Genomic DNA, 19,782 nt, shown 5'->3' on the forward strand with positions numbered 1-19,782 from the left:
CTGAAATGTCAGGCGGTGTGGTTGCTCAGCTCCAACTCGGCCAATACCCGGGCGCGGGACTCGTCATCCGCCAGGGCGTGCTCAATGGCTTTGCGAAAGCTTGGTGTATTGCCCAGCGGCCCTTTGAGCGCCATGAGTGCTTCACGCAATGCCATCAGCTTGTGCAATTCGGGTATCTGCTCCACCAGGTTCGCGGGATTGAAGTCCTTCATGGCATTGATCCGCACCTCAATGGCCAGCTCCTCGACTTCAGCACACTCCTGCAGGCGATTGGGTACGTTCAGCGTCAGGCTTAATGCTTGCTTGGCCAGCACTTCATCAAGGGTGTTCTTGTCGATGGCAATGGGCTTGCGGTCTTCAAGCTTGCGTACATCCTCACGCTGGGTGAAGTCACCCAGCACCAGCAGCTTCAACGGCAGTTCAACTTCATCCTGCGCACCGCCGATGGCAGGCTTGAAGGTGATATTGATACGTTCCCTGGGCGCTACCGAACCTTCTTTGGCCATCGTGTTTCTCCTTTTCCAAGTGGCTCGAAAGCCTATTCAAGTACCGCTTCAAGATCGAAGAGGCACAGCCTGCGATGGGTGTCTTCCTTACGCTCGCGTACGGCCTGGTTTTGTGGCAACACGTCACAGCAACGGTGCAGCAACTGGGTGACTTGCAAGGCCAACTCCGGCTCCCAGTGCTCCAGGCCCCTGCGTTGCAGCTCGTTGTCGAGGTGTTCGAGCTGGATCTTCGCCAACTCGTGTTTGCCCGCCTGCCCACACAGGCGCGCCTGGGCAAGTCGCCAATGAAAACGGGCACGATCGCTATGAGCCGCATGCATGCCTTGCTTGAGTTCATGGACGGCCGCCTTGAGCCCGTCCTGGCGCAGCCGCAGCCGTGCCACTTGCAAGGCCACCTCCCAAGGCTCGGCGTCGGCATCCGCCACGGTCGGTGATTCGGGCCATTGCAGATGACGCGCAACCTGCTGCGCGATCCAGTCACGCGTGGGACCGTCGGCAAAAGGAGCGCCATCGTGAAAACGAAACTCGGGCAGGTGGGGCAGGCGCTGCAGCAACAGGGCGAAGTTCACTTCCAGCTCAGTCATGGCCAGGTCGGCCTGCAGGGCTTCCAGGCACTGCCAGACCATGTACAACCCGTCGAACCAGAACAGCGCACCGGCGAGGCTGGCCTCGAGCTCGAGCATCAAGTCGGTGTAATGACCTTGGGCAAGCCGCTCCTGGTAACGCTTGAGCTTGTCGGGTGCAGGCCCGCGCAAGGTGGTGATCCGTTCGCTGTCAGCGTCCGGGTAGCTGACGAGGGTCAGCCAGGTTAGCGCCTGGTTCAGACGCAGCGCGCGCAGGTCGGTGGCGTTCTGGCGTAACCACCAGGCACACAGAGGACGGGCCTGATCCTGTAAGGCGCGCAGCAACTTGTGGGCATCTTTCTCGGTGCTCACCACGACCTCGGCATTCTGCAACAGGGTGGTCACCTGCTTGGCCTGCTCCTGCGCGGCAACACCGCCCAGGGTCGCGACCGGAGAATCGCCTTGCGCAGCACGCTCCAACCGCTGGGCCAGTTGCCTGCGAATCGGCAGGAACGGCGACGCGTTATCTTCAAGGCGCTCGACACAGCACTCATCGAGACACACCAGATGTTCAAGCACGGATTCGAACAAGGGCTGCTGGTCCTGCAGCGACAGGCTTTGCGCGAAGAGGGGCTCGAGGCGCCCCGCCAGCCAACTGAAGGCTGCGCCACGAGTACGCGGTTTTTCGGGATAGACCGCGGACCAATGATGCACACAGAGATAGCGCAATAACCCAAGGCCGGCCAACAGTCCTGGAAAGGACTTCTGTTGATGCAATGCCCAGGTCAGCCAGACGACAATCCGCAGATCCTTAGATTGTTGACGCAACAGGTATTCACCGGTTTCCAGGACCTTCTGCCAGTCGGTCTGGACGACCCCATGAATGGATTGCGCCTTGCCCAATTCGAACTCCAGAATTTCATACTCACTTGAATAGCGCATATCGCTGCCGGCAAAACTCGTCGGCGTGCAGGGCGACCGTGCAAGTTCAAGGTAGTCGTTATAAAGTTTTTCTGAATAAGACATTCGGCACAATTACCCAAAACAAAAAAGTCAGAGCATTAATATTTAAACCATCTATCAAATCGCCATCTAACCTTCGCCCCACCGCTGCAAAGTTCGTAAACCTTAGCCATGCAAACAGCATTCAACAAGCAGAGCCCCAACACTTAAGCCGTTTCCTACAACCACCATAATTCGAGGCCTGCGCAGGGTTTTGCGCAGTTAAACCTTCATCTGGCCCCGAGCATCTTTGCCTAGCCCAATACCAACAACCCCAATTCCATGAGCAACTAAATGCGCACTTATGCGCAACGTATTCTGCATATATTCGATTAAATCACCCTCCCCCGAGCAAAAAGCCGCTCCGTTAACCGCTGACGCCAGTGTTTTTATTGAGCCTGATACTTTCGGGCACGCTTCTTGTTAATGAGAGTTGCCCGACCGGCACCATGACCGGTTGGAACAACTCATCAATCAGGCAAGGAAACCCGTCATGCCAACACCCGCGTATCTTTCCATCACTGGTGTCAAACAAGGTTTGATTACGGCAGGCACATTTACCCAGGACTCGGTAGGCAACATTTATCAGGAAGGTCATGAAGACCAGATTCTGGTCCAGGCCTTTGCTCATCAAGTAATCATCCCCCGCGATCCGCAGTCGGGTCAGCCGACAGGCCAGAGGGTCCATAAGCCGCTGATGATCAGCAAGGTCTTCGATAAGTCATCGCCCTTGCTGTTCAGCGCATTGACCAGCGGTGAAGAGGTCAAATGCCGACTGGAGTGGTTCCGCACATCATCGGCCGGCACCCAGGAGCACTACTTCACGATAGAACTGGAGGGCGCGACGCTCGTGGACATCCAGTCCCGCATGCCCAATTGCCAGGACCCGGACAATGCCCACTTCACTCACCTTGAGGATGTGTACTTCACCTATCGCAAGATCGTGTGGACCCACGAAGTGTCGGGCACATCCGGATCGGATGACTGGCGCAGCCCGGTAGCGGGCTAAGTCGGACCTGAGCAGGAACGGGAGCCAGGGACGGCACCGTTTCTGCCAGGCAACTACACCATCGCCAAGGGATGCTTGCGCTTGGGTGCGCCGAACACCCGATCAATGGCATCCAGGTCGTGCTCATCGAGCACCACCTTGGCGGCGGCCGCATTGAGCCGTACATGCTCCGGGGTGACCGCCTTGGGAATGGCGATCACACCGTCCTGGCGCAGCACCCAGGCCAAGGCAACCTGGGCGGGCGTGACCTCGTGGCGGCGGGCGATCTGCTTGAGGGTCTGGCTGGACAGCAACGCCCCACCCTGGGCAATCGGGCAGTACGCCATCAGCGGCAAATGGTGTTGTTGCCACCAGGGCAACAGGTCGAATTCGATCCCGCGCTCTTCGATGTTGTACAGCACCTGATTGGTCGCGCAGGCCGGGGATGCGAGCTCCTGCAGGTCGGCCACATCGAAATTGGAGACACCCCAGCGGCCGATCTTGCCCGCCTCACGCAGGCGCTCGAACGCTTCGACGGTTTCTTCAAGGGGGTACTGGCCGCGCCAATGCAGCAGATACAGATCAATGTAGTCCGTGCCCAGGCGCCGGAGGCTGGCTTCACACGCACGGGGCACGCCCTTTTGGCTGGCGTTGTGCGGGTAGACCTTGCTCACCAGGAACACCTGGTCGCGCCTGCCGCTGATGGCTTCGCCGACGACTTCCTCGGCGCCACCCTCGCCATACATCTCGGCGGTGTCGATGAGGGTCATGCCCTCGTCGATCCCCAGTTGCAATGCCGCGACTTCAGCGCGGCGCCGGTCCGGGTCTTCGCCCATGCGCCAGGTTCCCTGGCCGATGACAGGGACGGGAACGCCCGCCAGATCAATGGTGCGCATGACAACCTCCTGATGAGTTCGCGAATTAACAGTGTGGCATTGACCGGACAAAAGGGTTCAATCGAAGTATGGTTGCCCTTTGCCAAGTCGCCAGGAAGGACCTGCAATGCTGTTTGTCGTGATGCTCGGGGGCAAGCACCCACGGGCAAGGATTGAAGTGCACGATGTTGTGTTCGCCGTAGCAGACACCCTGGAAGGCACCTACCCGCAACTGCGCGAGGGCTGGTTTGGCAGCCCAAAGGGCGTGCATATCGATTCGTGGATGGCGGTGGACGGCGTCGACGGCTGGAAAGTCGAACTCAGCCACCTGGCCCCCGCTGCCGACGCCCATCACCTGTACTTCATCAACCTTGGCGGTTATGAAACCAATAGCTTTGGCGAGGCCCACCACTACCTGCTGGTGGTGGCCCGCAACAAACGGGAGGCGACCAGCAAGGGCAAGCAACAAATGCTGCGCCACTGGTCCCAGGCCCACACCGACGGCGTGATGGATATCGACGACTGCCTGCCCATCGACCTGGTAGACGGCCGCTACCTGCACCTGGTGCAAGGCACCCATCGGCCGATCATTCAGCAGAACGACTATATCGTCTTGAATTGATGGAGGCTTATTCGACCTGACATCAGATAACTCCGGCAACGTCAGACGTAACACTGCTTTTGCTGTGGCTGTGGCTTTTGCTCTTGATCTCAGGCGCCCCGTCAAACACGCTGGCCGAACGCAGGCTTGAATCCGTGGGTAACCCGGCAGGACGCCGGGTTAGCCGTCCTGGGCCAGGGATGGCCCATGACGGCGGCCCACGGATTCAAGCCTGCGTTCGGGCACACCGAGCCTAGGCGAGGTGCCGAGTGTTGGGGCGAGGACCTTTTGCTGGACTTGTTCCCTCCAAAAGTGAGCCGCTGTAAGAGCGGAACCATAGGTGGCCGTTACCGCAGCAACGGATATGTACTCGGTCTGATCCAACATCCTGGTCGGCTGTCAGGCCGCCATCGGGAGCAAGTCGAATCGTCGCACCGCCCCTCCCACATTTGATCTCCATACATCAGGTAGATACTAGTCTGCTCTGGATCTCACTCCATTACCGCAGCAACCGATATGCACTCGATCTAATCCAACATCCTGGTCGGCCATCAGGCCGCCATCGGGAGCAAGTCGAATCGTCGCACCGCCCCTCCCACATGTGATCTCTATGCATCAGGTAGATACCAGCCTGCTCTGGGTCTCACTCCATCACGCCAATACCCAAGCTCAGCGCCCCAACCTGAACCCCAGCGGAACTTTGCCAGGAAATAACCGCCTGAATCCGGTACGCTCACCGTTTTTACTCAAGGAGTTAATCCCCATGGCCAAAGCCACCGCCCGTCACATCCTCGTTGCCACCGAAGACAAGTGCAACGAACTCAAGGCCCAAATCGAAGGCGGCGCCGATTTCGCAGAAATCGCCAAAGCCAACTCCAGCTGCCCATCCAGCCGCCAGGGCGGTGATTTGGGTTCGTTCGGTCCAGGCCAGATGGTCAAGGAATTCGACACCGTCGTCTTCAGCGCCCCGGTCAACACCGTGCAAGGCCCGGTGAAAACCCAGTTCGGCTACCACCTGCTGGAAGTCACCAGCCGCCAGGACTGATCCCGTCCGCGCTGCTGCTTGAAACAACGGCCCGCCTCTTGGTGGGCCGTTGTGCATGTGACGACTGGCGACGCTGATGCCATTAGCGTACAAATCCTTATTCTTCTTCACCCGGCGTTCAAGGCTGACAATGCGATTGGCTTTTTCCAGACTGTTCAGTACCTCCCTGGCCCTGCTGCTGGCCAGCAGCGCCGTGATCGCGGCGCCCCAACCGTCCATGACCGTGTACGGCGAACCGGCCAAGTATCCCGCCGATTTCAGCCATTTCGACTACGCCAACCCCAACGCCCCCAAGGGCGGCAGCCTGCGGCGCTCGGCGCTGGAGATCGGGCGTTTCGACCATGTGCTGCCGTATATCGACAAAGGCATCGGCGTCTCCCAGGTCGACGGCTGGTTGTATGCGCCCCTGGCCCTGCGTTCCCTGGATGAGCCCTATACGGTGTATGGCCTGGTGGCCGAGAAGATGGAACGCGCGGAGGACGGCCTGTCCCTGCGCTTCTTCCTCAACCCCAAGGCGCGCTTTGCCGATGGCAAGCCGATCACCGCCGAAGACGTGCGCTACAGCTTCAACCTGCTGATGACCCAAGGCAGCCTGCGCTTTCGCACGCTGTTCGCCGACGTCAAGCACGTCGAAGTCGAAGGCCCGCGCCAGGTCCGTTTTGATTTCTCCAGCAATGAAAACCGCACCCTGCCCCTGGATGTCGCCACCCTGCCGGTGTTTCCCGAGCACTGGTGGAAAACCCGCGACTTCGCCAACGGCGGCGGCTACGAAGCCCCCCTGGGCAGCGGCCCGTACAAGGTCGGCAAGATCGACTCGGGCAGCACCATCACCTTTACCCGCGACCCCGACTGGTGGGGCAAGGACCTGCCCGTCAGCCGTGGCCTGTACAACTTCGATCACCTTAGCCTGGAGTACTTCGGCGACACCGAAGTGGCCCGCCAGGTACTGCGCGGTGGCGCCTACGACTTCAACCGAGAGTTTTCCGCCACCGGCTATTCCATCGGCTACAACGGCCCGGCCCTGGACGATGGCCGCCTGCAACGCGCGCACTTGGCCAAGGACATGCCGCAACCGGCCCAGGGTTATGTGTTCAATGTGCAAAAACCAATGTTCAAGGACCGTCGCGTGCGCCAGGCCCTGGCGATGCTGTGGGACTTCGAATGGGCCAATCGGCAGATGATGCGCAACCTGTACATCCGCCAGCAAAGCTACTTCTCCAACAGCCCGTTGGCCGCCACCCAGCTGCCCACCCCGGAAGAACTGGCGATTCTCGAACCCTTGCGCGGGCAGATTCCCGACGAGGTATTCACCCAGGTGTTCAAGGCCCCGGTCACCGATGGCAGCGGCATGATCCGCGACAAACAGTTGCAAGCCCTGGCCCTGCTGGAAGAAGCCGGCTGGAAGCCAGACGGCGACAAACTGGTCAATGCCGAGGGCGAGCCGCTGGAGTTCACCTTCCTCAATGCCCAGAACGGCCTGGAACGCCTGCTGTTGCCGTACAAACGCAACCTCGCACAGATCGGCATTACCTTGAACATCCGCCGCATCGACTCTTCGCAATACGTCAACCGCCTGATGGCCCGCGACTACGACATGATCGTCACCGGCTTCCCGGTCACCACCTCGCCCGGCATGGAGCTGTACAACTACTTCGGCTCGAGCGCCGCATTCGATCCGGGCGCCAACAACTACATGGTGCTCAAGGACCCGGCCGTCGACAGCCTGATCAAGGGCCTGGTCAAGGCCGACACCCAGGCGCAGATGCTTACCTATGCCCATGCCTTGGACCGGGTGCTGCAATGGAATTACCTGTGGATCCCCAATTACTACCCGCCCGGCACCTCCGCCGCGTGGTGGAACCGCTTCGGCCGTCCGGCCATCGAGGCCAGGAATGATGAAGCCCTGGAAACCTGGTGGGAAATCAGCCCTACCCCGCTGACCAATGAACAAATGAATGCCGAGTTGAAAAAACGCGCGGGAGCTCGCTGATGTTTGCCTATATCGTGCGGCGCCTGCTGCTGATCATCCCGACGCTGGTGATCATCCTGCTGGTCAACTTCGTGATCGTCCAGGCCGCCCCCGGCGGACCGGTGGAACAAGCCATCGCCCACTTGCAGGGCATCGGCGGCGGCGCGGTCGGCGGCTCATCCGGCGACGGTGTCAGCAGCGGCTCCCGTGCCAGCCGTGGCCTGGACCCGAAACTGATCAAGGACATCGAAAAACAATACGGCTTCGACAAGCCCGCGCCGGAACGCCTGTGGCTGATGCTCAAGAGCTACGCCCAGCTGGATTTCGGCAACAGCTTCTTTCGCGGCGCCACCGTGATCGACCTGATCCTGGAAAAAATGCCGGTGACCATTTCCCTCGGCCTCTGGGCCACGCTGATCACCTACCTGGTGTCGATCCCCCTGGGCATTCGCAAGGCGGTGCGCCATGGCAGCAGTTTTGATGTGTGGAGCAGCACCGCCATTGTGATTGGCTACGCGATGCCGGCGTTCCTGTTCGCGATGTTCCTGATCGTGGTGTTCGCCGGAGGCACGTCATTGAACTGGTTTCCGGTGCGCGGGCTGGTCTCGGAAAACTTCGCCGAGCTGAGCACCGTGGGCAAGATCGCCGACTACTTCTGGCACCTGGTGCTGCCGGTCAGTGCGCTGGTGATCGGCGGGTTCGCCACCCTGACCATCCTGACTAAAAACTCGTTCCTCAATGAAATCACGCGCCAGTACGTAGTGACCGCCCGTGCCAAGGGCCTGAGCGAACGCCGGGTGCTGTACGGCCATGTGTTTCGCAACGCCATGCTGCTGGTGATCTCGGGGATTCCCCAGGCGTTCATCAGTGTGTTCTTTGCCGGTTCGCTGTTGATCGAGGTGATTTTTTCCCTCGATGGCCTCGGCCGCATGAGCTACGAAGCGGCCGTGTCCCGGGACTACCCGGTGGTGTTTGGCTCGCTGTTTATCTTCACCTTGTTTGGCCTGCTGATAAAACTGATCGGCGACCTCTGCTACACCCTGGTGGACCCGCGTATCGACTTCGCCGCGAGGAACGCCTGATGCTTAACCTGTCTCCCGTGGCCCGTCGGCGTTTCGAACGCTTCAAGAAAAACCGTCGCGGCTGGTGGTCGCTGTGGCTGTTTATCGGGCTGTTTATCCTGACCCTGGGCGGCGAGTTGATCGCCAACGACAAGCCCTTGGTGCTCAGTTACAAGAACGAGCTGTATTTCCCGGCGTTCAAGCGCTACACCGAGCAGCAGTTCGGCGGGCAACTGCCGTTCCAGGCCGATTACCGCAGTGACTACGTGCAAAAGCTGATCAAGCAGGACGGCGGCTGGATGCTGTTCCCGCCCATCCCGTTCAGCGACGACACGCCCAACTACGAACTGACCCGCCCGGCCCCCAGCCCGCCCTCGACGGTGAACTGGCTGGGTACCGATGACCAGTCGCGGGATGTGCTGGCGCGGGTGATCTTCGGTGCGCGGGTGTCGATCCTGTTTGCCCTGGCACTCACGGCGATCAGCGCCACCATCGGCATCGCCGCCGGGGCCTTGCAGGGCTATTACGGCGGCTGGGTGGATCTGCTCGGCCAACGCATCCTTGAAGTGTGGTCCGGGCTGCCGGTGCTGTACCTGCTGATCATCCTGTCGGGGTTTGTCGAGCCGAACTTCTGGTGGTTGCTGGGGATCATGGCGCTGTTTTCCTGGCTGGCCCTGGTGGATGTGGTGCGCGCCGAGTTCCTGCGCGGGCGCAACCTGGAGTACGTCAAGGCCGCACGGGCCCTGGGCCTGGGCGACGGCAAGATCATTCGCCGGCATATCCTGCCCAACGCCATGACCGCCACCTTGAGCTACCTGCCGTTCATCCTCACCGGGGCGATTTCCACCCTGAGCGCCCTGGACTTCCTCGGTTTCGGCATGCCTGCGGGCAGTGCGTCACTGGGCGAGCTGATTGCCCAGGGCAAGCAGAACCTGCAAGCGCCGTGGCTGGGCCTGACGGCGTTTTTCACCTTGGCGCTGATCCTGTCGCTGCTGGTCTTTATCGGCGAGGCATTACGTGATGCCTTCGACCCACGCTCATGAGTGACTGCGTATGAACCTGATCGAAATCCGCGATCTCAGCGTCGCCTTCAGCGGCCAGACCGTGGTACGCAACCTGAGCCTGGATGTACGCCCCGGCGAGTGCCTGGCGCTGGTGGGTGAGTCCGGCTCCGGCAAGTCGGTGACCGCCCATTCGATTCTGCAACTGCTGCCCGAAGCCGGTACTGAAACCCGTGGCTCCGTGAAATATCGCGGCCAGGAACTGGTCGGCGCCTCGGCGTCGACCTTGCAGAAACTGCGCGGCAACCGCATTGCGATGATCTTCCAGGAGCCGATGACCTCCCTCAACCCGCTGCACAGCATCGAAAAACAGATCGGCGAAACCTTGCTGCTGCACAAGGGCCTGGGCGGCAAGGCGGCGCAGGCGCGCATCCTCGAATTGCTGCAGTTGGTGGGTATCCAGAAACCCCAGGAACGCCTCAAGGCTTATCCGCACCAACTCTCCGGCGGCCAGCGCCAACGGGTGATGATCGCCATGGCCCTGGCCTGTGAGCCGGAACTGCTGATCGCCGACGAGCCCACCACCGCCCTCGACGTGACCGTGCAGCGCAAGATCCTGCTGCTGCTCAAGTCCCTGCAACACCGCCTGGGCATGTCGCTGCTGCTGATCAGCCATGATCTCAACCTGGTGCGCAGCATTGCCCAGCGGGTGTGCGTGATGCACGCCGGGGAGATTGTCGAGCAGGCCGACTGCGAGACCTTGTTCACAGCACCGCAACATCCCTACAGCCGCCTGCTGCTGGACGCCGAGCCGTCCGGCGATGTGCTGTGCAGCGAGCCACGGGAGACCGTGCTGGACGTGCACGACCTGAGCGTGCAATTCCCCCTGGGCGGCGGTCTGTTCCGGCGCAAGACCTACCTGCGCGCGGTGGATGGCATCAGCCTCAGCGTGCAGCGCGGCAAGACCCTGGGGATTGTCGGCGAGTCCGGTTCGGGCAAGTCGACCCTCGGCCAGGCGATCCTGCGCCTGCTGGATTCCACCGGCAGCATCCGCTTCCAGGGCGAGGCCCTCGACCCGCTCAACCACAAGCAGATGCGCCCGTGGCGCAAGCAGATGCAGGTGGTCTTCCAGGACCCCTACGGCAGCCTCAGCCCGCGCATGTCGGTGCAGCAGATCATCAGCGAAGGCCTGGAGGTGCATGCGCCGTGCAGCCTGGCCGAGCGCGATGCGCAAGTGATCCAGGTGCTCAAGGACGTGGGCCTCGACCCCGCCAGCCGCCATCGCTTCCCCCATGAGTTCTCCGGCGGCCAGCGCCAACGCATCGCCATCGCCCGCGCGCTGGTGCTCAAGCCGGCGCTGATGCTGCTGGATGAACCGACCTCGGCACTGGACCGTACGGTGCAGAAGCAGGTCGTAGCGTTGCTGCGTGAATTGCAGGAAAAGTACGGCCTGACCTACCTGTTTATCAGCCATGACCTCGCCGTGGTGCGCGCCATGGCCCATGACATGATCGTGATCAAGGACGGCAAGGTGGTCGAGCGCGGGCCGAGCCATGACGTTTTCGAAGCGCCGCAGCACCCGTATACCAAAGAACTCCTGGCGGCGGCCGGCGGGCTGTCGTCATGAGTACCAGCCTGACGGACTACCAACAGGTTCGCGGCCTGGCGATCCAGTCGCTGTTCGAGATCATCGAGCAGTCCAGCGAAGGCACGGTGATTGTCGACCGCGACGCCAATATTGTCTGGATGAACGAGCGCTACGCCAAGCGCTTCGGCCTCAACAGTGCCGATGAAGCCATCGGCCAGCCGTGCGAGCAGGTGATTTCCAACAGCCTGTTGCGCCAGGTGGTGCGCACCGACCGGCCGATTCTGCTGGACATCCAGGACACCCCCAAAGGCCCGCTGGTGGTGATGCGCCTGCCGATCCACAACGACGCCGGTGCCGTGATCGGTGCGATTGGCTTTGCCTTGTTCGATGAGCTGCGCAACCTGTCGCCGCTGATCGAACGCTACCTGAGCATGCAGCAGGAACTGGCCTCCACCCGCTCGTTGCTGCGCTCACGCCAGAGCAAGTACAACTTTGCGCACTTTATCGGCACCAGCGCCGCCAGCCTGGAAGTCAAACGCCGTGCCCGGCGCAGCGCAAGCGCCGAGTCACCGGTGCTGCTGCTGGGCGAGACCGGTACCGGCAAGGAATTGCTCGCCCAGGCGATCCACGGCGCCTCACCGCGTGCGCACAAGGCGTTTGTCAGCATCAACAGCGCGGCGATTCCCCATGATCTGCTGGAAGCCGAGTTCTTCGGCACCGCGCCGGGCGCCTTTACCGGTGCCGATCGCAAGGGCCGTCCGGGCAAGTTCCAGATTGCCCAGGGCGGCACGCTGTTCCTCGATGAAATCGGCGATATGCCGCTGCCGCTGCAAAGCAAACTGCTGCGGGTGTTGCAGGAAAAGGAATTCGAACCGGTGGGTTCCAACGAAATGCTGCACAGCGATGTGCGGGTGATCGCGGCCACCTCCATGGACCTGGAAGCGGCGATCAAGCGCGGTGAGTTCCGCGCGGACCTGTATTACCGCCTGAACGTATTGCCGATCCAGGTGCCGCCGCTGCGTGAGCGGCTGGAGGACATTCCGGCGCTGAGCGAAGCGATCCTCGAGGAACTGCGCAGCCAGCATGAACTGGACCGCGAAGCCCTGGCGCTGTTGGCGCAACATGCGTGGCCGGGAAATATCCGCGAGCTGCGCAACGTGCTGGAGCGCGCGGCGTTGTTGAGCGATGACCTGGTGCTGAACGCCCGGGACATTCGTGCGGCGATTGGCACGTTCAGCCCGGTGGAACGCGGTGCGGTGGACACGGTTGAGGGTGAGACGTTTGCGGCGGCGCGGGAGCGGTTTGATCGGCAGGTGATTGCGGCGGCGCTCGAGGCGTGTGACGGGAATGTGGTGGAGGCGGCCAGGCGATTGGGGCTGGGGCGGTCGACGTTGTACAAGAAGATGGTGGCGCTGGGTATCGCCTAGTCTCAAAATAGAGACAAAGTTCTCCATAAAAAGACAACCCATGTGGGAGGGGGCTTGCTCCCGATAGCGGTGCATCAGTCAACACATGTGCTGGCTGATGCACCGCTATCGGGAGCAAGCCCCCTCCCACATTTGGTCTTCATTTGTCTCTAAATTGAGACAGCATTCAAAAACACTCCAAAGAAATTAAAAAATATCCATATATTTCAACAGCTTGAAAACATGGCACACATCTCGCTATAGCCCTCCCCACCGCTTCACCCACAACAATAACAATCCGATGGAGACACACCATGAGTGTGATCATTGCCCTGGCAGCGCTCGCGTTGCTGATGCTGGCTGCCTACCGTGGCTATAGCGTTATCCTGTTTGCCCCCATCGCCGCCCTCGGCGCCGTGCTGCTCACCGACCCGTCCGCCGTCGCCCCTGCCTTTACCGGGGTGTTCATGGAGAAAATGGTCGGCTTTATCAAACTGTATTTCCCGGTGTTCCTGCTCGGTGCGGTGTTCGGCAAGCTGATCGAGCTGTCAGGTTTCTCGCGTTCTATCGTGGCGGCGGCGATCCGTTTGCTCGGCACGCGCCAGGCGATGCTGGTGATCGTGCTGGTCTGCGCCCTGCTCACCTACGGCGGCGTGTCGCTGTTTGTGGTGGTGTTTGCGGTGTACCCGTTTGCGGCGGAGATGTTCCGCCAGAGCAATATCCCCAAGCGCCTGATCCCGGCGACCATCGCCCTCGGTGCGTTCTCGTTCACCATGGACGCCCTGCCCGGCACGCCGCAGATCCAGAACATCATCCCCAGCACCTTCTTCAACACCACCGCCTGGGCCGCGCCGTGGCTGGGGCTGATCGGCACGATTTTCGTGTTCTGCGCCGGCATGCTCTACCTGGCGCGCCAGCGCAACAAGGCCCAGCGCGCCGGTGAAGGCTACGGCACCGAGCTGCGCAACGAGCCTGAGACCGCCGAGAACATTGCCCTGCCCAACCCGTGGATCGCGCTGTCGCCGCTGATCCTGGTGGGCGTGATGAACCTGCTGTTCACCCACTGGATCCCACAGTGGTATGGCAAGACCCACAGCCTCAGCCTGCCAGGCATGAGCGCGCCGGTGACCACTGAAATCGCCAAGCTCACGGCGATCTGGGCGGTGCAGGCGGCGTTGCTGGTGGGCATCATCATGGTGCTGGTATTCGGCTGGTCGGCGATCAAAAGTAAGCTCGCCGACGGCAGCAAAAGCGCAGTCAGCGGCGCATTGCTGGCGGCGATGAACACCGCCTCCGAATATGGCTTCGGCGCGGTGATCGCTTCGCTGCCGGGCTTCCTGGTGCTGGCGGACTGGCTCAAGGGCATCCCCAACCCGCTGGTCAACGAAGCGATCACCGTGACCCTGCTGGCCGGTATCACCGGCTCCGCGTCCGGTGGCATGAGCATCGCCCTGGCGGCCATGTCCGAGAGCTTTATTACGGCGGCCCATGCGGCCAATATTCCCCTTGAAGTGCTGCACCGGGTCGCGGCCATGGCCAGCGGCGGCATGGACACCCTGCCCCACAACGGCGCGGTGATCACCCTGCTGGCGGTGACCGGCCTGACCCACCGCGAAGCCTACAAGGACATTTTCGGCATCACGATCATCAAGACCCTCGCGGTGTTCGTGGTGATCGGTACTTTCTACGCCACCGGCATTGTGTGAGGTTTTCATGACGACTTTGAACAGCAAGACCGCCCTGGTCACCGGCTCCACCAGCGGCATCGGCCTGGGTATCGCCCTGAGCCTGGCCAAGGCCGGTGCCAACCTGATCCTCAACGGCTTCGGCGACGCCAGCGCGGTGGTCGCCCAGGTGCAGGCGTTTGGCGGCAAGGTCGGCCACCACCCGGCGGACGTCAGCGACCCGGCGCAGATTGCCGACATGCTGACCTACGCCGAGCGTGAGTTCGGCGGTGTCGACATCCTGGTCAACAACGCCGGTATCCAGCATGTGGCGGCGGTGGAGGACTTCCCGGTGGAACGCTGGGACGCGATCATCGCGATCAACCTGTCCTCGGTGTTCCACAGCACGCGCTTGAGCCTGCCGGGCATGAAGGCCAAGGGCTGGGGGCGTATCGTCAACATCGCCTCAGTGCACGGCCAGGTCGGCTCGGTGGGCAAGGCCGCGTACGTGGCGGCCAAGCACGGCGTGATCGGCTTGACCAAGGTGGTGGGCCTGGAGACCGCCACCAGCAACGTGACCTGCAACGCGATCTGCCCCGGCTGGGTGCTGACGCCGCTGGTGCAGAAGCAGATTGATGATCGCGTGGCCAACGGCGTCGATCCGCAGCAGGCGCAACATGATCTGCTGGCGGAGAAACAGCCGTCCCTGGAGTTCGTGACGCCGTCGCAGCTGGGTGAGCTGGTGCTGTTCTTGTGCAGCGAGGCCGGGGCCCAGGTACGGGGGGCGGCGTGGAACATTGATGGCGGCTGGCTGGCCCAATAAGGCCAGACACATTAGAACTCTATAGTTTGGAAAACCTGCAGAAGAACAAGAGACCGTGCTGATGTCCGAAATCCTCTGGCAACCTTCCCCCGAACGCATCCGCACCACGCGGATGGACCAGTTCCGGCGCTTTATCAATGATCGCCACGGCGTGCAGCTCAGCGACTATCCGGCCCTGCACCAGTGGAGCATCGACCAGCGCCCGGACTTCTGGCAGGCGATCGTCACGTTCTTCGATGTGCAGTTTCGCAGCCCGCCCAGTGCAGTGCTCATCGAAGACGTCGAGATGCCCAGCGCCCAGTGGTTTCCCGGCGCGACCCTGAATTTTGCCGAACACCTGCTGCGCCGACGCGACGATCACCCGGCGGTGGTGGCGATCAGCGAGGACGGCCAGCGCGAACAACTGACCTACGCCGAACTGGCCGCCCACGTCGCCGGCCTGCAGGACAGCCTGCGGGCGGCCGGTGTCGGCAGGGGGGACCGGGTCGCCGCGTGCATGCCCAATACCTGGCAAACCCTGGTCGGTATGCTTGCCACCACCAGCCTGGGCGCGATCTGGTCGTGCTCCTCGCCAGACTTCGGCACCCAAGGCGTCATCGACCGCTTCGGCCAGATCGAGCCCAAGGTGCTGATCACCTGCGCCGGCTACCGCTATGCCGGTAAAACCATCGATCAAAGCGTCAAGCTCAATGAAATCCTCGAACGCCTGCCGTCCCTGGAACAATTGATCATCGTCCCGTACGCACGGCCCCAGGCCTGCGTCGAGGACTATCAGACCCAGGCCCGCGTCGCCCTGTGGAACGACTTCTACCAACCCGGCGGCGAGCCTGAGTTCGTCGCGGTGCCGTTCGACCATCCGCTGTATATCCTTTATTCCAGCGGCACCACCGGCGTGCCCAAATGCATCATCCACGGCACCGGCGGCGTGCTGCTCACCCACCTCAAGGAACACGGCCTGCACGCGGATATCTCCCGCGAGGACTGCCTGTTCTACTACACCACCTGCGGCTGGATGATGTGGAACTGGCTGGTTTCGGTGCTGGCCATCGGCGCCACGGCGGTGCTGTATGACGGCTCGCCGTTTCACCCTGGCCCGGAACGCTTGATCGACCTGATCGACGCGGAAAAGATCAGCGTGTTCGGCACCAGCCCCAAATTCCTCGCCACCCTGGAAAAGGCCGGGCTGCAACCGCGCCTGAGCCACGACCTCGGCAGCCTCAAGGGCCTTATTTCCACCGGCTCGCCCTTGTCGCCCCAGAGCTACGACTACGTGTACCGCGAGATCAAGGCCGAGTTGTGCCTGTCCTCGATGTCCGGTGGCACCGATATCGTCTCCTGCTTTGTGATCGGCAATCCGGTGTTGCCGGTGCGGCGCGGGGAAATGCAATGCAAGAGCCTGGCGATGGCCATCGAGGTGTGGGACGACCAGGGCCAACCGTTGGTCGGGGAAAAAGGCGAACTGGTGTGCACCCGGCATTTCCCGGCAATGCCCATCGGCTTGTGGAACGACCCGCACCAGAAGAAGCTGCGCGCCTCGTATTTCAGCCAGTTTCCGGGCGTGTGGGCCCAGGGCGACTACGCCGAGCTACGCCCCAACGGCAGCCTGCTAATTCACGGCCGCTCCGACGCAGTGCTCAACCCCGGCGGCGTGCGCATCGGCACTGCGGAGATTTATCGCCAGGTGGAAAAAGTCCCGCAGGTGCTGGAAAGCCTGGCCATCGGCCAACGCTGGCAGGACGATGTGCGGGTGGTGCTGTTTGTGCGCCTGGATGACGGCATCGAACTGGATGAGGCCCTGGCGCAACAGATCCGCCAGGTGATCCGCGCCAACACCACGCCGCGCCATGTGCCGGCGAAGATCCTCGCCGTCAGCGATATCCCCCGCACCATCAGCGGCAAGATCGTCGAACTGGCGGTGCGCAACGTGGTGCACGGCGAGCCGGTGAAGAATACCGACGCACTGGCCAACCCGCAGGCCCTGGAGCAATTCCGCGACCGCCCCGAACTGGCGGAAAGATGAAAGGTTTCAGCCCTGCCGCACTCATTTGAAGACAAACCCTCAATGCATGCTATTTTTCGAGGGTAGTCACCCATCGGTGTCCCACGGGATAATGGGTGTTGTCATTTTTCAAAGCGTTACGCTCAGGGCTTTTTATGAAGGAAACAACCACCGGCAGCGAAGCCGCTGCATTGATTGCGCGGCTGGACTGGGCGCACAGCCCCCTCGGTGAGGCCAATGATTGGCCGCAAAGCCTGCGCACAGCCGTGGACATTGTCATCCACTCACCGATGCCGATGCTCCTGCTGTGGGGCAGCGAACTCACCCAGCTCTACAACGACGGCTTCGCCCTGCTGGCGGGCAATAAACACCCGGACGCCATGGGCCAGCCGGCGCACCAGACCTGGCCGGAACTCGAAAGCTTCACTGCGCCGATCTACGACGCCGTGCTGACCGGCCAGGTGCGCACCTTCAGCGAGCAGCGTTTTGTCCTGCAACGCAACAATCGCGACACCGAAATCTGGCTGGACCTGACCTACAGCCCGATCCGCGATGAAAGCGCCAATGTGGCCGGCATCCTGGTCACGGCCATCGAAACCAACGAACGGCGCAAGGCCCAGCACAACACCGAACAACGCCTGCAACTGGCCCTGGCCGCCACCGATGCGGTGGGCACCTGGGACTGGGACATTGGCGAAGACCGCTTTATCGCCGACGCGCACTTCGCCTACCTGCACGGGGTTGATCCAAGCGACGCCAGCCGGTTGCCGATCAGCGACTACCTGCAAGGCGTACACCCCGAAGACCGCGGCATGGTGGCGCGCAGCATCAAGCATTGCATCACCTTCGGCACTGAATACGCCGAGGAATATCGCCTGCAACAGGCCGACGGCCAGGTGCGCTGGGTGTTCGCCCGGGGCCGTTGCTACAAGGATCATCAAGGCCGCCCCGCGCGCTTCCTCGGCGCGGCACTGGACCTCACCGAGCGCAAAAACACCGAGCAGGCCCTGCGCCAGAGCCAGACCGAACTGCAGTTGATCATCAACGCCATGCCGGTGCTGATCGGTTACGTCGACCACGAGCAGCGTTTTCGCCTGAACAACAGTGCCTACCTCGACTGGTACGGCCTGACGCCCCAGGAGCTGTACGGCAAGACCATCCGCGAGGTGCTCGGCGACGATGTGTACGCCGGGCGCGAGGACAAGATCGCCGCTGCGCTCAGGGGCAAGGCCTGCAGTTTCATGACCGTCACCCCCCATCGCGATGGCCGCCCGCGCCATGCGTTGATGAAATACCTGCCGCGCTTCAGCAATGACGGCTCGGTGAACGGTTTCTACATCTTTGTCATCGATGAAACCGAACGCAAACTCACCGAAGAAGCCCTGCGCCACCTCAACGAGAACCTTGAGGAGCGCGTGGCCCAGCGCACCCAGGCGCTGGCCGAAGCCAACGAACGCCTGCAAAACGAGATGTTCGAGCGCGAGCGCGCCGAAGATGCCCTGCGCCATGCGCAGAAGATGGAAGCGGTGGGCCAGCTCACCGGCGGTATCGCCCACGATTTCAATAATATGCTCACCGGCATCATCGGCAGCCTGGACCTGATGCAGCGCTACATCGCCGCCGGGCGCAGCGACGAGATCGGCCGCTTTACCGACGCCGCCGTGTCCTCGGCCCATCGCGCGGCCGCCCTCACCCACCGCCTGCTGGCGTTTTCGCGGCGCCAGTCGCTGGACCTTCGCCCGCTGGATCCGAACCAGTTGGTAGCGTCCCTGGAGGAGCTGTTCCAGCGCACCAAGGGCGCGCATATCACGCTCAAGGTGCAACTGGGCCGCGACATCTGGCCGGTCAACACCGACGCCAGCCAACTGGAAAACGCCCTGCTCAACCTGGTGATCAACGCACGCGACGCCATGCCCGATGGCGGCGAACTGCTGATCGAAACCGCCAACAGTTACCTGGACGGCACCGATATCACCACCCTCGAACCGGTCAGGGCCGGCGACTACGTGATGCTCGGCGTGTGTGACAACGGCAGCGGCATGGCGCCGAAGATTCTCGCCAAGGCGTTTGACCCGTTCTTCACCACCAAGCCCATCGGCCAGGGCACTGGCCTGGGGCTGTCGATGATCTATGGGTTTGCCCAGCAGTCCGGTGGCCACGTGACCATCCAGAGCGAACCGGGCCAGGGCACTTGCGTGCGCCTGTATCTGCCGCGCCTGCACGGCACTTCCCTGGAAAGCAGCCAGCCCGCCCATCTGGGCGAAGTCCCGCTGGCCCTTGCCGGCGAAGCGGTGGTGGTGGTCGAGGATGACCCGGCGGTGCGCATGCTGGTGGTCAATGTGCTCGACGAGTTGGGCTATACCGCGCACCAGGCGGCGGACGCGCGTGCAGCGCTGCCGTTGCTGGAGTCGGACTTGCGCGTGGACCTGCTGGTGACCGACGTCGGCCTGCCCGGCATGAACGGCCGCCAACTGGCGGAGATCGCCCGCCAGCATCGGCCGGGGCTCAAGGTGCTGTTCATGACCGGCTACGCGGAGAAAGCCGCCGAACGCCAGGGCTTCCTGGAGGACGGCATGGACATGGTCGCCAAGCCGTTTTCCATCGACCTGCTGGCGACCAAAATCCGCAGCATGATCAGCATCGATGATTCAGTTCAGGCATAATCGCGCGCCGTCGCACACCTGGTAGAGA

The 19,782-nt window shown here is 62.0% G+C and carries 15 protein-coding genes; 12 read left to right on the forward strand and 3 right to left on the reverse strand.

The genetic code is table 11. The annotated features are described in order from the left end of the window. Positions 1-8 precede the first annotated feature (8 nt). The gene (gene tssB / locus NIBR502773_RS01810; RefSeq protein ID WP_115488201.1) at positions 9-506 is read right to left on the reverse strand and encodes a type VI secretion system contractile sheath small subunit; all 498 of its coding nucleotides are present in this window, start codon (positions 504-506) and stop codon (positions 9-11) included. Between the two features lie 32 nt (positions 507-538). After that, the gene (tssA, locus tag NIBR502773_RS01815) at positions 539-2,095 is read right to left on the reverse strand and encodes a type VI secretion system protein TssA (RefSeq protein WP_141155198.1); all 1,557 of its coding nucleotides are present in this window, start codon (positions 2,093-2,095) and stop codon (positions 539-541) included. A 469-nt stretch (positions 2,096-2,564) separates the two neighbouring features. Here tssA and NIBR502773_RS01820 point away from each other — a divergent pair, with 469 nt between their 5' ends. Continuing rightward, positions 2,565-3,080, forward strand: coding sequence for an Hcp family type VI secretion system effector (locus NIBR502773_RS01820; RefSeq protein ID WP_048729440.1), 516 nt, complete (start codon positions 2,565-2,567; stop codon positions 3,078-3,080). A gap of 53 nt (positions 3,081-3,133) precedes the next feature. Here the strand turns inward: NIBR502773_RS01820 and NIBR502773_RS01825 are convergent, their stop codons facing one another. Next, the gene (locus NIBR502773_RS01825; protein WP_027608616.1) at positions 3,134-3,955 is read right to left on the reverse strand and encodes an aldo/keto reductase; all 822 of its coding nucleotides are present in this window, start codon (positions 3,953-3,955) and stop codon (positions 3,134-3,136) included. A 106-nt stretch (positions 3,956-4,061) separates the two neighbouring features. Between NIBR502773_RS01825 and NIBR502773_RS01830 the strand changes: the two genes are divergently transcribed. From NIBR502773_RS01830 to NIBR502773_RS01890, 11 genes are all read left to right on the forward strand, one after another. Beyond that, positions 4,062-4,556: a DUF1543 domain-containing protein gene (locus NIBR502773_RS01830; protein ID WP_141155199.1), complete on the forward strand. Its 495-nt coding sequence runs from the start codon at positions 4,062-4,064 to the stop codon at positions 4,554-4,556. A gap of 742 nt (positions 4,557-5,298) precedes the next feature. Continuing rightward, on the forward strand, positions 5,299-5,580 hold the full coding sequence (locus NIBR502773_RS01845; protein ID WP_044274278.1) for a peptidylprolyl isomerase: 282 nt from the start codon (positions 5,299-5,301) through the stop codon (positions 5,578-5,580). Between the two features lie 130 nt (positions 5,581-5,710). Continuing rightward, entirely contained in the window at positions 5,711-7,570 is a 1,860-nt protein-coding gene (locus tag NIBR502773_RS01850; RefSeq protein WP_141155201.1) for an extracellular solute-binding protein, read from the forward strand. Then, positions 7,570-8,631: a microcin C ABC transporter permease YejB gene (locus tag NIBR502773_RS01855; RefSeq protein WP_027608619.1), complete on the forward strand. Its 1,062-nt coding sequence runs from the start codon at positions 7,570-7,572 to the stop codon at positions 8,629-8,631. The genes NIBR502773_RS01850 and NIBR502773_RS01855 overlap by 1 nt, the downstream gene beginning before the upstream one ends. Beyond that, positions 8,631-9,653 (forward strand): ABC transporter permease, encoded by a 1,023-nt coding sequence (locus tag NIBR502773_RS01860; RefSeq protein WP_065927157.1) that lies wholly within the window; start codon positions 8,631-8,633, stop codon positions 9,651-9,653. Before NIBR502773_RS01855 ends, NIBR502773_RS01860 begins: the two co-directional genes overlap by 1 nt. 10 nt (positions 9,654-9,663) lie before the next feature. Continuing rightward, positions 9,664-11,238, forward strand: coding sequence for an ABC transporter ATP-binding protein (locus tag NIBR502773_RS01865; RefSeq protein WP_141155202.1), 1,575 nt, complete (start codon positions 9,664-9,666; stop codon positions 11,236-11,238). Then, positions 11,235-12,626 (forward strand): sigma-54-dependent Fis family transcriptional regulator, encoded by a 1,392-nt coding sequence (locus NIBR502773_RS01870; protein ID WP_141155203.1) that lies wholly within the window; start codon positions 11,235-11,237, stop codon positions 12,624-12,626. Before NIBR502773_RS01865 ends, NIBR502773_RS01870 begins: the two co-directional genes overlap by 4 nt. A gap of 293 nt (positions 12,627-12,919) precedes the next feature. Continuing rightward, positions 12,920-14,311, forward strand: coding sequence for a GntP family permease (locus NIBR502773_RS01875; RefSeq protein ID WP_141155204.1), 1,392 nt, complete (start codon positions 12,920-12,922; stop codon positions 14,309-14,311). 7 nt (positions 14,312-14,318) lie between these two features. Next, positions 14,319-15,092 (forward strand): 3-hydroxybutyrate dehydrogenase, encoded by a 774-nt coding sequence (locus NIBR502773_RS01880; protein ID WP_141155205.1) that lies wholly within the window; start codon positions 14,319-14,321, stop codon positions 15,090-15,092. A 61-nt stretch (positions 15,093-15,153) separates the two neighbouring features. Next, positions 15,154-17,112, forward strand: coding sequence for an acetoacetate--CoA ligase (locus tag NIBR502773_RS01885; RefSeq protein ID WP_141155206.1), 1,959 nt, complete (start codon positions 15,154-15,156; stop codon positions 17,110-17,112). Positions 17,113-17,246: 134 nt separating this feature from the next. Then, positions 17,247-19,754, forward strand: coding sequence for a PAS domain-containing protein (locus NIBR502773_RS01890; protein ID WP_141155207.1), 2,508 nt, complete (start codon positions 17,247-17,249; stop codon positions 19,752-19,754). Positions 19,755-19,782 lie beyond the last annotated feature (28 nt).

Source organism: Pseudomonas sp. NIBRBAC000502773, from assembly GCF_006517195.1.
GTDB lineage: Bacteria > Pseudomonadota > Gammaproteobacteria > Pseudomonadales > Pseudomonadaceae > Aquipseudomonas > Aquipseudomonas marginalis.

Bases quoted from the DNA above. Each gene is read 5' to 3' on its own strand.
- NIBR502773_RS01885 (WP_141155206.1), top strand. From the start codon at position 15,154: ATGTCCGAAATCCTCTGGCAACCTTCCCCCGAACGCATCCGCACCACG.
- tssB (WP_115488201.1), bottom strand. From the start codon at position 506: ATGGCCAAAGAAGGTTCGGTAGCGCCCAGGGAACGTATCAATATCACC.
- NIBR502773_RS01870 (WP_141155203.1), top strand. From the start codon at position 11,235: ATGAGTACCAGCCTGACGGACTACCAACAGGTTCGCGGCCTGGCGATC.
- NIBR502773_RS01845 (WP_044274278.1), top strand. From the start codon at position 5,299: ATGGCCAAAGCCACCGCCCGTCACATCCTCGTTGCCACCGAAGACAAG.
- NIBR502773_RS01830 (WP_141155199.1), top strand. From the start codon at position 4,062: ATGCTGTTTGTCGTGATGCTCGGGGGCAAGCACCCACGGGCAAGGATT.
- NIBR502773_RS01850 (WP_141155201.1), top strand. From the start codon at position 5,711: ATGCGATTGGCTTTTTCCAGACTGTTCAGTACCTCCCTGGCCCTGCTG.
- NIBR502773_RS01855 (WP_027608619.1), top strand. From the start codon at position 7,570: ATGTTTGCCTATATCGTGCGGCGCCTGCTGCTGATCATCCCGACGCTG.
- NIBR502773_RS01880 (WP_141155205.1), top strand. From the start codon at position 14,319: ATGACGACTTTGAACAGCAAGACCGCCCTGGTCACCGGCTCCACCAGC.
- NIBR502773_RS01825 (WP_027608616.1), bottom strand. From the start codon at position 3,955: ATGCGCACCATTGATCTGGCGGGCGTTCCCGTCCCTGTCATCGGCCAG.
- tssA (WP_141155198.1), bottom strand. From the start codon at position 2,095: ATGTCTTATTCAGAAAAACTTTATAACGACTACCTTGAACTTGCACGG.
- NIBR502773_RS01875 (WP_141155204.1), top strand. From the start codon at position 12,920: ATGAGTGTGATCATTGCCCTGGCAGCGCTCGCGTTGCTGATGCTGGCT.
- NIBR502773_RS01820 (WP_048729440.1), top strand. From the start codon at position 2,565: ATGCCAACACCCGCGTATCTTTCCATCACTGGTGTCAAACAAGGTTTG.
- NIBR502773_RS01860 (WP_065927157.1), top strand. From the start codon at position 8,631: ATGCTTAACCTGTCTCCCGTGGCCCGTCGGCGTTTCGAACGCTTCAAG.
- NIBR502773_RS01890 (WP_141155207.1), top strand. From the start codon at position 17,247: ATGAAGGAAACAACCACCGGCAGCGAAGCCGCTGCATTGATTGCGCGG.
- NIBR502773_RS01865 (WP_141155202.1), top strand. From the start codon at position 9,664: ATGAACCTGATCGAAATCCGCGATCTCAGCGTCGCCTTCAGCGGCCAG.